At 71.4% G+C, this 12,843-nt stretch carries 13 protein-coding genes; 6 read left to right on the plus strand and 7 right to left on the minus strand.

All coding sequences use genetic code 11. From position 1 onward, the window contains the following. Both WDV06_RS33225 and WDV06_RS33230 read left to right on the plus strand, forming a co-directional pair. On the plus strand, window positions 1-655 hold a 655-nt coding region (locus tag WDV06_RS33225), incomplete at its 5' end, for a TerD family protein (RefSeq protein WP_395513538.1). 113 nt (window positions 656-768) lie between these two features. Beyond that, the gene (locus tag WDV06_RS33230) at window positions 769-969 is read left to right on the plus strand and encodes a hypothetical protein (RefSeq protein WP_395513539.1); all 201 of its coding nucleotides are present in this window, start codon (window positions 769-771) and stop codon (window positions 967-969) included. On the opposite strand, the gene WDV06_RS33235 is transcribed toward WDV06_RS33230, so the two are convergent. Further along, window positions 938-2,395 carry an alkaline phosphatase PhoX gene (locus WDV06_RS33235; RefSeq protein ID WP_395513540.1) on the minus strand — a complete coding sequence of 486 codons (1,458 nt, stop codon included), beginning with the start codon at window positions 2,393-2,395 and terminating at the stop codon, window positions 938-940. The genes WDV06_RS33230 and WDV06_RS33235 overlap by 32 nt on opposite strands. A 196-nt stretch (window positions 2,396-2,591) precedes the next feature. Next, on the minus strand, window positions 2,592-4,094 hold the full coding sequence (locus tag WDV06_RS33240) for a hypothetical protein (protein ID WP_395513541.1): 1,503 nt from the start codon (window positions 4,092-4,094) through the stop codon (window positions 2,592-2,594). Between the two features lie 301 nt (window positions 4,095-4,395). Between WDV06_RS33240 and WDV06_RS33245 the strand changes: the two genes are divergently transcribed. The 3 genes from WDV06_RS33245 (at window position 4,396) to WDV06_RS33255 (ending at window position 7,100) form a co-directional block, all read left to right on the plus strand. After that, the gene (locus tag WDV06_RS33245; RefSeq protein WP_395513542.1) at window positions 4,396-6,237 is read left to right on the plus strand and encodes an endonuclease/exonuclease/phosphatase family protein; all 1,842 of its coding nucleotides are present in this window, start codon (window positions 4,396-4,398) and stop codon (window positions 6,235-6,237) included. 165 nt (window positions 6,238-6,402) lie between these two features. After that, window positions 6,403-6,657, plus strand: coding sequence for a hypothetical protein (locus WDV06_RS33250; protein ID WP_395513543.1), 255 nt, complete (start codon window positions 6,403-6,405; stop codon window positions 6,655-6,657). A gap of 260 nt (window positions 6,658-6,917) precedes the next feature. Continuing rightward, window positions 6,918-7,100 carry a hypothetical protein gene (locus WDV06_RS33255; RefSeq protein WP_395513544.1) on the plus strand — a complete coding sequence of 61 codons (183 nt, stop codon included), beginning with the start codon at window positions 6,918-6,920 and terminating at the stop codon, window positions 7,098-7,100. A 64-nt stretch (window positions 7,101-7,164) separates the two neighbouring features. On the opposite strand, the gene WDV06_RS33260 is transcribed toward WDV06_RS33255, so the two are convergent. Genes WDV06_RS33260 through WDV06_RS33275 form a run of 4 tightly spaced genes read right to left on the minus strand, consistent with a single transcriptional unit; the run spans window position 7,165 to window position 10,359 of the window. Continuing rightward, window positions 7,165-8,406 (minus strand): tyrosine-type recombinase/integrase, encoded by a 1,242-nt coding sequence (locus WDV06_RS33260; protein WP_395513545.1) that lies wholly within the window; start codon window positions 8,404-8,406, stop codon window positions 7,165-7,167. Next, window positions 8,406-8,600, minus strand: a complete 195-nt coding sequence (locus tag WDV06_RS33265; RefSeq protein WP_395513546.1) for a helix-turn-helix transcriptional regulator — start codon at window positions 8,598-8,600, stop codon at window positions 8,406-8,408. The genes WDV06_RS33260 and WDV06_RS33265 overlap by 1 nt, the downstream gene beginning before the upstream one ends. Further along, complete coding sequence (gene repSA, locus WDV06_RS33270; RefSeq protein ID WP_395513547.1) at window positions 8,597-10,021, minus strand: replication initiator protein RepSA; 1,425 nt, start codon at window positions 10,019-10,021, stop codon at window positions 8,597-8,599. The genes WDV06_RS33265 and repSA overlap by 4 nt, the downstream gene beginning before the upstream one ends. After that, the gene (locus WDV06_RS33275) at window positions 10,018-10,359 is read right to left on the minus strand and encodes a hypothetical protein (RefSeq protein WP_395513548.1); all 342 of its coding nucleotides are present in this window, start codon (window positions 10,357-10,359) and stop codon (window positions 10,018-10,020) included. Before WDV06_RS33275 ends, repSA begins: the two co-directional genes overlap by 4 nt. Window positions 10,360-10,525: 166 nt before the next feature. Between WDV06_RS33275 and WDV06_RS33280 the strand changes: the two genes are divergently transcribed. Then, entirely contained in the window at window positions 10,526-10,882 is a 357-nt protein-coding gene (locus tag WDV06_RS33280; protein ID WP_395513549.1) for a GntR family transcriptional regulator, read from the plus strand. 129 nt (window positions 10,883-11,011) lie between these two features. On the opposite strand, the gene WDV06_RS33285 is transcribed toward WDV06_RS33280, so the two are convergent. Then, window positions 11,012-12,217, minus strand: a complete 1,206-nt coding sequence (locus WDV06_RS33285; protein WP_395513550.1) for a helix-turn-helix domain-containing protein — start codon at window positions 12,215-12,217, stop codon at window positions 11,012-11,014. Window positions 12,218-12,843 lie beyond the last annotated feature (626 nt).

A 12,843-nucleotide genomic window follows, 5' to 3' on the forward strand; every position in this document is an offset into this window, starting at 1 on the left:
CGCCGCGCCCGCGCCCGTCGCCGCCCCGCCCATGCCGGCCGCGCCCCCGGCCGCCCCCTCCGCCGCCCCCGCCCCGGGGAAGATCAACCTGGACAAGGGCCGGGTCAGCCTCCGCAAGAACCAGACGGTCTCCCTCGTCAAGGGCGGCCGCCCGCTGCTGTCGCAGGTCAAGATGGGCCTGGGCTGGGAGCCAGCGTTCGGCGGCCGCGACATCGACCTCGACGCGTCCGTCATCGCCTACGGCCCGCAGCGCAACTTCGTCGACGCCTGCTACTTCGGCAAGCTGTCCATCCTCAGCGGCTCGGTCAAGCACTCGGGGGACAACCTGACGGGTGAGGGCGCCGGGGACGACGAGGTGATCGTCGTGGATCTCGGCCGGCTGCCCGCCGAGGTCAGCGGCCTGGTCTTCACGGTCAACTCCTTCTCCGGCCAGAAGTTCACCGAGGTCGCCAAGGCCTACTGCCGGCTCATCGACGCGGCGACCGACGAGGAGCTGGTGCGCTTCGACCTCACCGGCGCCGAGCCCCAGACCGGTGTGATGATGGCCAAGCTGATCAAGCAGTTCTCCGGGGAATGGGAGATGACGGCCATGGGCGACTTTGTGAAGTCCCGCACAGTGCGCGGCATGGTCCAGCCGGCCTCCCAGGCACTCTGAGCAGGTGGGCGGGCCTGTGGGGCCGACGATCACCCGGGCCGGTGCGGCCCGGGTGATCGATGCCACGCGTAATCCGGGGGTGGCTGTCAGTGCCCGCCCGTAGCCTTGGAGGCATGCAGACTTCACTCCAGCCCGCGGGTCCCGCGCGCCCGTCCGCCGCCGAGGCGAACGAGGCGATACGGCGTCTCGTCGAGACCCGGGCGGACGGGGAGTGGCCCTCGGAGGCGTACGAGTTCCTCCTGGAGGAGTGGGCCGCTGCCTCCCGCGCGGAGATGGCCCCGGTCAGCGCGGGGAGCGCCGCCACGGGCCGGTGATCGCCAGCATGATGCCCGGATCCTGGATGTTGGCGTACAGGGTGCGCCCGTCCGGGGAGAAGCAGACCCCGGTGAACTCCGAGTACTCGGGCTTCTCCGCCGTACCGATGTTCAGTTCGTTGCGCGCCAGCGGGTAGACGCGTCCCGACTCGGTGGCTCCCAGCAGGTGCTGCAGCCCGTTGCCGTCCTCGGCGATGACCAGTCCCCCGTACGGGGAGACGGTGATGTTGTCGGGGCCGTCGTAGCCGCCCTCGGCGTCCGGAGCGGCGTTCACCCCGATGAGGACGACGAGACGGATCGTGCGCCGCCTGGGGTCGTAGAACCACACCTGGCCGTCGTGCGCCGTGCCCGGGCTCTCCGCGCGCGCGTACGAGGAGACGAAGTAGGCGCCGCCGTCCGCCCACCACATGCCCTCCAGCTTGCGCGCCCGGGTCACGGCGCCCGCCGCGAACTGCTTGCGCACGGAAAGGCTGCGCGCGTCGCGGTCGGTCACCTCCACCCAGTCGACCCCGTACACGGTGCCGGTCCTCGTCGCGCGCGAGAGGTCGTCCACGAACTGCCCGGCCTTGTCGAAGCACTTGGCGGCCGCCAGCACCCCGGCGTCGTCGGCGAGGGTGCGCAGCCTGCCCCGCCCGTGCCGGAAGCCCTCCGGCGGGGTCCAGCGGTAGAGCAGCCCGTTGGGGCCGGAGGCGTCCTCGGTCAGGTAGGCGTGGCCCTGGCGCGGGTCGATGACGACGGCCTCGTGGGCGTACCTACCGAAGGCCTTGACCGGCCGCGGGTCGCGGCCCGCCCGCCGGTCGTGGGGGTCCACCTCGAAGACGTAGCCGTGGTCCTTGGTCATGCCGTTCTTGCCGGCCAGGTCCTCGGTCTCCTCGCAGGTCAGCCAGGTGCCCCACGGGGTGGCGCCACCCGCGCAGTTGGTCGAGGTGCCGGCGATGCCCACCCACTCGGCGACCTCGCCGCCGCGCCGGACCTCGACGACCGTGCAGCCGCCGGACGCGGCGGGGTCGTAGACGAGGCCCTCGGCGAGCGGAACGGGGTGGGCCCAGTCCGCCCGCGGCCCCTTCAGCTCGTGGTTGTTGACGAGGAGCGTGACGCCGCGGGGCCCCTCGAAGGCGGCCGTGCCGTCGTGGTGGGAGGGCGTGCTCTCACCGGATTCGAGGGTGGTGACACCGCTGTGGGTGATCACGCGGTAGTGGAACCCGGCGGGCAGGGCGAGCAGTCCGGCGGGGTCCGGCAGGAGCGGGCCGTAGCCGGGGGCCTGCGGGCGGCCGTGCCCCTCGGACGCGTCGGCGGCACCGGACACCGGGTCGTCGGCGGCCAGCGCACCGGGCGCGGTGGCGAGGGCGCCGACCGTTCCGGTGAGGGCGACGCCCGCACCGGCGAGGGCGGTGCGGGCGGTGAAGTCTCTGCGGCTGAGGGGCATCGGGTCTCCTGGGGTGGGGAGGTGGTGCGCCTGACGTACGGTCGTCGGCGCACACGCTCCCGGCCGTACGTGAACGGCGGCTGAACTACCCTCGAATGCCGACCGGCCCCTTGCCACCGGGCGGAATGGCGAACTCCGGCCGTCGAAACGGCCTGTTGCCGCCCCCGTCCCGGGCCGCACGGCAGCCCGCCCCTGGTCAGGGCTGCCGGGAGCGGGCCTTGAAAGCGGCCTTGCGGGCCTCCTTCGCGGCCTTCTTGTCCGGATGCATCCGGCCCATGGCCTCCAGTACGCGGGCGGTCGCCGGGTGCTCGACCCGCCACACCTGGTCGAAGAAACCGGCGTGGTGCTCCGTCAGGCTCCGCATGAGCAAGGGCAGCTCCTCGGTCTCGCCGTCCGCGGCGAGCTGCGCGGCGATGGTGTCCACCGTCAGCCAGAACACCATCTCCTGGTCCGGGGCCGGCACGTCCGCCGCCCCGTGCTCCGCGAGCCAGACCCGGGCCAGTCCGCCCAGCTGCGGGTCGTCCAGCACGGCCCGCACCGCCGGCTCGGCCTCCGGCCCGGCGGGGGTGAGGGCCTGCTGGCAGCGCAGCCGGCGCAGCGGCGCGGCCTCGTCGTCACCGCGGGCGGCGGCCAGCAGCTCGGCGACGGCCACGGGCAGTTCCCGGCCGGCCAGCCACTGCTCGATCTCGGCCTGCGCGGCGCCCTCCGGGTAGAAGGAGACGGCGTCGAGCAGCGCGTCCGCGCCCTTGCCGGCCAGCTCGCCGATGGCGGGGGCCTCGACACCGGCTTCCAGCATCCGCGCGCGCACCCCGTACAGGCCGAGCGGGGTCAGCCGGACCATCCCGTACCGGGTGATGTCCTCGTCGTCCTCCGCCCGGTCCGGGCCGCCGGCGACGGCGTCCGCGTCGACGAGGTCCTCGGCCTCCGCCATCAGGGCCTCGTCGACGGGGAGGTAGTCGACGAGGCCGATCGGCTCCAGCTGCCGGAACTGGTCGTCGAGGCGCATCATGGCGTCCGAGACCTGCTCCAGCACGGCGTCGGACGGGTCTCCCATCTCGTCCGCCATGATCATGGAGGCGGCGAGCACCGGCAGCGGCACCCGGCCGTCGCGCGGGGCGCCCTCGGAGACGCTGAGCAGGTAGAGGTTGGCGAGTACCCCGTCGAGGAAGTCCGCCTCGCGCTGCGGGTTCCAGTCGAGCCGGTCGAAGTCGATCTCGCCGCCGGCGTCCAGGGCGTCGACGAGGTCGTCCAGGTCGGGCACGGCGGCGTCCGCGAGGACGGTGTCCAGGGCCGCCAGCCACAGGTCGAGGACGTCGGCGGGCGCGCCGCCGGCCAGCAGGGGGAGGTCCTCGCCGGGCACGGCCGTGCCGTACTCGGGCTCGCCGCCCTCCGCGCCGTCGCCGCTGTCCTCCTCGGGCTCCGTCACGTCGACCAGCCCGGTGTCCACGGCCACCCGCCAGGCCTGGCCCGCGTACACGGGCGAGTCCTCGTCGGCGGGGTCGAGGCCGAGGGCCTCGGCGGCCGCCGGCAGCTGGTCGGCGACGAGTTCACCGCCGACGTCGACGCGGGTGTCGGGGCCGGCCCAGCGGGCGAGGCGTACAGCGCGGGCGAACAGCGGGGCGACGAGGGCGTCGCGGGCCAGCTCCGCATCGGAGTGCAGCCGTACCGGCGGCAGCGTGGAGTGCGGCTCTGCGGACATGGGGTGGTTCTCCTCGGACGGGGGCGCGCGGGACGGCGGGGTGAATCGGGACGGAGCGGAGCGGAACGGGCGTGCCGGGGACGGTCGCGGAGGGTCCGTCAGACCGGGTGCGGCGATCCAGCGTAGACGCATCCGGGGCCGCCCCGGCGGAGCGGAACCGTCGGTTCATCCCACAGTCAGCTGTCGTATTTCCTGGAGACCTTGACAACTTCGCTGGTCACGCAGGAGATTGACGCGCGTAGACGTTAAGGGACCGTCAAATCCCACCCCCCTCTTCCTCCACACACCGGAGTTCCCTCCCATGCGCTCATCGCATCCCCGTTCCGCCGCCGTCGCCGCCCTCGTCGCCGCCGCGCTGGCCTCCGGCCTGCTCGCGGGCACGGCCGACGCGGCCGAAGGCGCCGTGTCCGCCGATCCGGTACGCATCCACGACATCCAGGGCACCACCCGGATATCCCCGCTCAACGGCAAGGCCGTCACCGACGTCCAGGGCATCGTCACGGGCGTGCGCACCTACGGCTCGCGCGGTTTCTGGATCCAGGACCCCGACGCCGACGACAACCCCGCCACCAGCGAGGGCATCTTCGTCTTCACCAACTCCGTCCCGACCGTGGCGGTCGGCGACGCCGTCAAGGTCTCGGGCACCGTCGGCGAGTACGTCCCCGGCGGCGCCGCGTCCGGCAACCAGTCGGTCACCCAGATCTCCAAGCCGGCCGTGACCGTGCTGTCCTCGGGCAACGCGCTGCCCGAGGCGACCGACGTCAACGAGTACTCGGTTCCGGCGGAGTACGCCCCCGCGGGCGACCCGGCCGCCGGCGGCAGCATCAACGGCCTGGCCCTGGAGCCCTCGCGCTACGCCCTGGACTACTACGAGTCCCTGGAGGGCATGAACGTCCGCATCGGCAACTCCCGCGTGGTCGGCGCCACCGACCCGTACGCGGAGATGTGGGTGACGGTGAAGGGCTGGGAGAACACCGTCAAGCGCGGCGGCACGCTCTACGGCTCGTACGAGTCCCAGAACACCGGCCGTCTCCAGGTCCAGCAGCTCGCGCCGCTGGCGCAGCACCCCTTCCCCGTGGCCAACGTCGGCGACCGGCTGACCGGCACCACCGAGGGCCCGCTGGACTTCAACCAGTTCGGCGGCTACACCCTGGTGGCCCGCACCCTCGGCACGGTCAAGGCCGGCGGCCTCGCCCCCGAGAAGACCAAGGCCCAGTCGCCGGGCGAGCTCGCGGTGGCCACGTACAACGTGGAGAACCTCGACCCGGGCGACCCGCAGGAGAAGTTCGACAACCTGGCCAAGGCGGTCGTGCAGAACCTGGCCTCCCCCGACATCGTGGCCCTGGAGGAGATCCAGGACGACAACGGCGCCAAGAACGACGGCACCGTCTCGGCCGAGGAGACCATCAAGAAGTTCACCGCGGCCATCGCGGCGGCGGGCGGCCCGGCCTACCAGTGGCGGTCGATCAGCCCCGAGAACAACAAGGACGGCGGCGAGCCCGGCGGCAACATCCGCCAGGTGTTCCTCTTCAACCCCGCCCGGGTCTCCTTCACCGACCGCGCGGCGGGCGACGCGCTGACCGCGACCGGCGTCGCCAAGGAGAACGGCAAGGCCGCCCTGACCCACTCCCCCGGCCGGATCGACCCGGCGAACCCGGCGTGGGCCGACAGCCGCAAGCCGCTGGCGGGCGAGTTCGTCTTCCGCGGCCGCACGGTCTTCGTGATCGCCAACCACTTCAGCTCCAAGGGCGGCGACGAGGGCCTGACCTCGCAGCACCAGCCCCCGGTCCGCAAGTCGGAGGACAAGCGGCTGCTCCAGGCGCAGGCGGTGAACTCCTTCGTCAAGGAGATCATCGCGGCCGACAAGAACGCGGACGTCCTCGCCCTCGGCGACATCAACGACTTCGAGTTCTCGAACACCGCCAAGGCGCTGGAGGACGGCGGGGCGCTGTACTCGGCGATCAAGTCGCTGCCGAAGGCGGAACGGTACTCCTACGTCTACCAGGGCAACGCCCAGGTCCTGGACCAGATCCTGATCAGCCCGGCGATCAAGAACTACGCCTACGACAGCGTGCACATCAACGCGGAGTTCTCGGTCCAGAACAGCGACCACGACCCGCAGGTCCTGCGCTTCCGCCCGTAACACCACCCAGGAGGGGCCCGCTCGCCGCCACGGCCGGGCCCCTCGGCGGGGAGCCGGCCCTGGGGTGACGCTGGACACAACGGCGCCCACATGGGCCGGTTGTGGTGTTGAGTGTCCCCCACGCCCGATCTTGTCCGTCTTGTACCGCCCGCACCTGGAGGCCGTGTGTTCCCCTCCATCTCCCTCGCTCAGGAAATCGGCCTCGCCGTCCTGCTCGTGGCCGCCCTCGTGTGGGTGCTCGGCCTGGGCCACATGCTGTGGGACAGCCGCTTCCACCACCCGGAGCCGGACGCCTGCGAGGGCCTGCCGGTCATCCCGTCCCAGCGCACGGCGGCCGGGCACCCGATGGAGTCGGTGGAGCTGACCGAGGCGGAGCAGGAGGCCTTCGCGGGCCTGATCCGCACGATCCCCCTGCACTGACGGCGGTCCGCACGCGGCCGCTGCGACCTCGGTTGCGGGTCCGGTCGGGTGCGCCGGTAGGGGGAGGGGCAGCCGCGCCTCGGACCACGGTCCGCCGGCAGCCCGCCTCCGCGGCGGCCGGTGTGGGAGCCGATCCGCCGGTGCCGCGCAGTCGCCCCCTCCCACCTCCTCCGCAGTGCAGGAGGGAGCCTTCCACGCGCAAGAACACTCCGGCACGCCGCTTCCTGACCTCGTCGGCGGTCTGTGCCGCCGGAGGCCGCATGCTGCTGCCCGCCCCCGCGGTCGCCCGGCCGGCGGTGACCTCGACCGACAACAACGTCGAACTCGTCCAGTTCAGCTGCGACACGCACCACGTCGCGCCGCCGGACCCTCCAGCCCTCGCACTGAACGGATCCGGACGCACGAGTGCCCTCCCGGCGGACCGGGAGGGCACTCGGCGCTGACGTGCGGGCCGGAGGCCCCGTACGGTCAGTTGTGGCTGTTCTGGTGTTTGCGCAGGTCAGCCGCTCAGTTCGGGCCGTGGGCCGTGCCCGGGCCGTCTTCTGCTTCGGGTGCGGCCCGGAAGACACGATCGACGGCGGCCCGGGTCCTGGTCTCGCTCGACGGCATCAGGTGCGTGTACGTGCGGAGCGTGAAGCTCGGGTCGTGGTGGCCGAGGTATTCGCTCAGGGCCTTGATGCTCTCCCCCGCGTCCAGGAGGACCGACGCATAGAAGTGCCGGAGGGCGTGCATTCCGTTCTCGCGCCCCGCTTCGACCCCGGCCTTACGCAGGGCCGGACGCCACACTCGTTCGTTGAAGCGGTTCCGATGGGGAGGCCTCGCATTCGGGCCCATGAAGAGGAGCTCTGCCTTTACCGGTGCCCCGTCCGGCATCTTCCACGGCAATGAGGTCTCGGCCGGCGCGTGGCGGGTGATGTGCGCGGCAAGGGCGAACGCCACCGATTCCGGCAGGGGGACGTGTCGTTCCTTGCCGCCCTTCGGCGGGGCGAACACCATCTGGGTGCCTCGAATCAGCTTGACCTGTCGAACCACGCGAACGATGCCGCTGAGGAAGTCGACATCCTCCACCGCCAAGCCGAAGATCTCCCCCTGTCGCAGACCGCAGCCCGCGCCGAGGGCGACCATCTCCTGATACTGCTCCGGCAGTGCTTCGTGCACGGCCATCACCCGGTCGACGGTCCAGGGCTTCACCTTGCGCGGGTCGATCCGCGGGGCCCGGACGGACCGTGCCCGACACGGGTTCTCGGCGATGATCCGGTCTTCCACGGCAGCGGTGAAGACGGCGGAGACGTTCGCGAAGATCGAGCGCCGGTAGGAGGCGGCGCGGCCGGTGGCCTCCAGCTCCCGCATCCACGCCCGCAGGTGCGAGGGGCGGAAGGAGGCCATGGGCCGGTCGCCGAGGTAGGGCAGCGCGTGAACCCTGAGTCGGATCTCGACGCTCTCCCGGGTCACGGGGTCGATGGTCAGTGCCGCCATCCACCCCTTCACGTACTGGGCGAAGGTCACGGCGCCGGCCGCCGGGTCGATGTACCGCCCTTGGGACATGTCGGCTTCGATGTTCGCGAGCCAGGCGTCCGCCTTGCGCTTCTGGCGGTCCGGGAACGAGCGGCTCTTCTCGGAGCCATCGGGGCCGATGTACCGGGCGCGGTAGCGGAGGCCGATCCCGAACCGGTCCGTCTTCACCTTGACCGGCTTGCCGTCCGGACCCGGCTCCGTCTTGTACCAGCGGTCTTGGACGTGTCCAGCCATCAGGCGGCCCTTTCCATCAGAGAGTGGACCCAGAGGCGAACGTCTTCCGGGTCGTAGCGGACGTGCCGACCGACCTTGAACCCGCGCGGTCCGGTCCCCTTGCGCCGCCACTGGTAGACGGTTTCGAGCGGGACGCCGAGCAGATCGGCCAAGTCCACCGGGGTGAGGTACCGGGCGGGCAGTGCGCGCTTCATACGGCCGTCTCCCAGTCGTCGGGACTCAGTTCGGAGAGTGCTTCGCGGGCGGTGTCGCGGTTGGTGCGGATGTCGCGGGCGATGCCTGCGGCGAGCCAGGATTCGCCGGGGGTGTGCCCGTGCCCGGCGTAGGTCCAGTGGGCGAGGACGAGCGTGGAGCCCTCCTCGGCGTCGTCGGGGTCGGGCAGGCCGCGTTCCCGGCGTTCCTGGGCAGCGCGGTAGTCGGCGCGGGTCTGGCGGAGGGTGCCGAGGGTGGTGGAGTAGGCGCGGGACTTGGTGGAGAAGTGGCCCCGGAAGCCGAGCATGTGGGACCAGCGGGCGAGCATCCGTTCCGGGTAGGCGTTGTCCAGGTCCCAGCACGCGTCGATCAAGCGGCGGGTGTGGGCGGGAAGGGTGGCCTTGTCGAGTTCGGCCCGCTCCCCGATGCGGCGGTCCAGGGTGCCGGTCGTCTCGGCGGCTTTGGTGGCGTACTTGGCGACGTAGGACGCGACGGCCTGTTCGGTCAGCTCCTCGTGCCCCAGGCCTCCGATGGGCTGCACGTCGATCTGCGTCCCCCACGTCAGGATCCGGGCCGGGAACTCCCCCGCCGCCGGAACCGTGACGGCCACTCGGCCAGCCGCAGCACGGATCGCGTCGTCCAGCAGGCCGACCGAGGCCCACGAGGGCGGAGGGGCGTCCGGTCCATCCGGGCCGTCCAGCCGTACGACAGCGTGGAAGTGGACCGCCCCGCGCTTCTGGAACTCCGCGACCTTCCCGAAGGAGACCCGGCAGCAGTCGGCCAAGGCTCGCTGAGAGAGCCCGGCACGGGCCGCCAGCTCCCGGCGCAGGTAGATCGTGAAGCGCTGCCAGAGTTGTCCGGCGTAGTTGTTCCAGAGGACGGCACCCGCGTAGTCGTACCTCTCCAGGTCAAGCGCCGTCCCCAAGGCCGGATCGTCGTCGGGGTGGATGGAGCCGCAGCGGCAGCAGCCGGAGGAAGGCCTGTTGTGGACCGGGCCGAAGGAGGGCGCGGTCAGGGTGGCGAACACGCGGGGGTGCTCCCGAACCGTGGTCGGCACGGCCTTCGTCTCGTCGCCGGTGATCCCGGCGCGGATCAGGTGGTAGGTATCCCCCGCGTAGGTCCAGGCGCAGGAGGGGCAGCGGGAGGCCCGCCGGTTGCCGCACGCGACCCGCAACCGGCCGCCGGGTTCATCGACGGTCGAGTACGAGTAGAGAACATCCCCGGTGCGGCGGTCCCTCGTCACGGTCGAGCCGGACAGGTGGATCGGGTCCGAGCAGCCACCGGTGCGGCGCACCTGCTCCTGCCACCGGTCGAAGCCGGGAGTGGAGGCGACCCGCAGGAGATCGGCGAGCGTGAGGGGGTCGGTACCCAGAGAGGCCGCAGCACCAGCCACGGCCTCGGGGGCGACGGGGAAGCGGGTCACGCGGCCACCGTCACGGGAACCGGGGACACGGGAAGGCGCGCGGTGAGGCGGGCGACGTGAGCCGCGTGCCGCTGCTTGGCGCCCTCGCTGACGTCGATCGATGCGACAGAGCGGACGGTGTGCTCGTTGAGGCCGGAACCCCCGCAGCACTCGCAGAAGACCAGCGGGTCAGCGTCCTCAGCCGCCCAGCCAGAGCCCTCGCAGGCGGAGCAATCGGCCCAGGGACGCGAGGTCAGGAAGTACAGGCACTCGGCGGGATCGGCACACAGGCCCTCCAGGCACGCGGGGCAGGCCCCACCTGACACCGACCGGCGGTAGACCACAGCAGAAACAGGCATGATGGAAGCTCCCTTCAGGGACGGGAGCGGCGGACTGCTTGGCGGTAGGGCGCCGCTCCCAGCTAGACATCTCTAACTTCTCTTGTGTTACCTAGATTAGTAGAGATGGCAAAGAGCACAAGCCCCTGGGGCAGACTTCTTTAGATCACTTAGATAACCTGGGTTTGTGACTGTGAGCCCAGATGATCCCCGTAGCGCCTACGCGCAGGTTGCCGACGACCTCCGTCGGCAGATCGCGGCCGGAAGGCTGACGGCCGGCCAGCGGCTCGACGGCAACGCCAAGTTGGCCGAGCGGTACGGCGTCGCAGCCATGACCGTCCGGCACGCGCTGGACATCCTTCGGGATGAAGGCCTGATCGTGAGCCAGCAGGGACGCGGCACGTTCGTCGCCAGCGACCCGCCCTCGATCGAGACGGAAGCGGCTCCGACCCTGGCCAGCGAGCTGGCAGAGATCAAAGCCGCCTTGGCTCTCATCAACTCCCGGCTCGACCGCCTCGAAGAGCACGTGGCCGATCTGCCGTGACGGCGGCGGCGAGCCGGTCCACCCGCTGTGCCGCCTCGGTCAGCTGCTTCCGGATCTCGTGCAGCTCCACAAGTAATCGCGCTTTCTCTGCCACCCTCACGGCGACGGCCCCCTCTCCGTCCAGGCTGATCAGCTGAGCTTCATGTGTCCGGCCAGGCGCCGGATCTCCTCCGTGCGCGCGTTCCGACCGGAAGACCGCAGGTCGTCCACGAGGTTCCGGGCGACCGGGCGGTTGCGTACGTGCTGCGGAGCCACCGCGTCGGCGCGGAGGATGGAGCCCGCAGCAGCCTCAGCCTTGCCGTTCATCATCTGACCGGCGGCCGTGCAGACCCAGAAGTGCGACTGCCGCTCGCCGGAGGCGATGTGCATGACGTCCACCAGTTCGGAGCGGGACAGGACGTCGCGAGGGTGCCCCAGCTCCAGGCTGACCTCCACGCTGTGGATCTCGGCGTTCACGGCGTTGAACTGGGTCTGGAAGACGTTCCCGTCCGCCGGGAGATCGGCCGCAATCCGACGCGCCTCAGCCAGATGAGACTCAGCCTCGGAGCGGTCCCAGAGACGGGACCACGCCACGGCAGCGCGAAGGTGCATGGCTCCCCACAAGGAGCGAATGTCGGCGTCGGCTGTCGACAGATCCGGTTCGAGGTCGTCCAGCGCCCGGAGCGCCATATCCCGCGCCGCGGTTACTTCGCCCTCGTAGAGCCATACGCCGCAGAGGTCCCAACGGGCGGCCGCCCGAAGCGCCGGCGACTCGGCGCGCTCAGCCGCGACAAGCTCACGCTGCACGGCACTCCACCCGAGGTCGTGGTGACCGAGCAGGTTCGAGGAGACGCGGGCCATGTGGCTGGCACGGAGCATGAGGGACTCTGCGCGGGAGAGGTCGTCTCCTTCCGCGATGTCGCAGGCAACGATGAGGTCCCGGAGGATCTGCGGGAGGACGTCACCGAGCGCCGTGAACTTCGCATCCTGGCGGAGCCGCTCCGCAGCCTTGACCCTCACGGAGATCTCCGCGAGTGACGGGGGCTCCACAGCACCGAGGAGGAGCGCGCCGCCCGGCATGGTGGCCTGCTGAAGGGCAAGCCGAAGGCCGGGGATCGCCGCGTGGCCCGAGTCGAGTTCCGAGGAGTCATGGCGGTAGGGCTGCCCCGTCAGCTCGATCACCTCGACGTCGAGGACTTCGGCAAGCTGCCCGAGGACGCTCATACGGTCTAAGGGGAGGCGCCCCGTCTCCACCTTCGACACCCAGCTGACCGAGCGCCCGACAGCTGCGGCCAACTGCGCTTGGTCCCAGCCAAGTCGGCGGCGTGCCCGCGCCACCCTCTGCCCCGTGCTCATTTCCGCCCCCACGATGGGCTCCCTTCGACTCTACGAAGGTACCCATGCCCCCTGGAGGGCACTGTCAGAAAAAGTGCCAGTGGCCGCACGAAGTCCCATGACCCCTGGGCCTGTTACAGGTTTCTCTACCTCATCAAGGCGGCTCGCTCCGCTCGCCGCGCGCGCTTCGGCTCCAGCGCCGGGCCCCGACGCTCCCCGCCTTCGGCGTCCGCTCTGGGCCCGGCTCCGCCGGCGCGCGGCTGATCGAGCACGCCAGTTGCGGGACGGTAGCCCATAGGGGCCGGTCAAGATCGACTCCTCGGCTTTGCCGTGCCCCCTGGGGTGGGCATTCGGAGCGAGGGAGCCCTCGCTGAGCCGCTCTGATCTCAGGCCCAGCTGCACAGCCCGCCCCGCCTGACGGCCCAGCACCCAGGCCGGAGCCACAGCAAGGTCAAAACAATGCCTCCGGCGGGGGCGCTCAGGCTCCGGGATGGCGGGGGCAGGAAGGCGGGTGCGGGCTGTTTGTGGTGGGGGTGGGGGGTGGGGCTCCCATCCCGCCTACCGTCGACCCAGGCAAGCCGAGCAGACACGGGCCCTGGCGTCCAGGTCGTTCGTCCAGTTGGGCGCTCCACCGGGACGCCAGGGCC

Source organism: Streptomyces racemochromogenes (assembly GCF_044129415.1).
GTDB classification, from domain to species: domain Bacteria; phylum Actinomycetota; class Actinomycetes; order Streptomycetales; family Streptomycetaceae; genus Streptomyces; species Streptomyces racemochromogenes_A.

Bases quoted from the DNA above. Each gene is read 5' to 3' on its own strand.
- WDV06_RS33275 (WP_395513548.1), bottom strand. From the start codon at position 10,359: ATGCCTGTTTCTGCTGTGGTCTACCGCCGGTCGGTGTCAGGTGGGGCC.
- WDV06_RS33285 (WP_395513550.1), bottom strand. From the start codon at position 12,217: ATGAGCACGGGGCAGAGGGTGGCGCGGGCACGCCGCCGACTTGGCTGG.
- WDV06_RS33260 (WP_395513545.1), bottom strand. From the start codon at position 8,406: ATGGCTGGACACGTCCAAGACCGCTGGTACAAGACGGAGCCGGGTCCG.
- WDV06_RS33230 (WP_395513539.1), top strand. From the start codon at position 769: ATGCAGACTTCACTCCAGCCCGCGGGTCCCGCGCGCCCGTCCGCCGCC.
- WDV06_RS33240 (WP_395513541.1), bottom strand. From the start codon at position 4,094: ATGTCCGCAGAGCCGCACTCCACGCTGCCGCCGGTACGGCTGCACTCC.
- WDV06_RS33255 (WP_395513544.1), top strand. From the start codon at position 6,918: ATGCTGCTGCCCGCCCCCGCGGTCGCCCGGCCGGCGGTGACCTCGACC.
- WDV06_RS33265 (WP_395513546.1), bottom strand. From the start codon at position 8,600: ATGAAGCGCGCACTGCCCGCCCGGTACCTCACCCCGGTGGACTTGGCC.
- WDV06_RS33235 (WP_395513540.1), bottom strand. From the start codon at position 2,395: ATGCCCCTCAGCCGCAGAGACTTCACCGCCCGCACCGCCCTCGCCGGT.
- WDV06_RS33245 (WP_395513542.1), top strand. From the start codon at position 4,396: ATGCGCTCATCGCATCCCCGTTCCGCCGCCGTCGCCGCCCTCGTCGCC.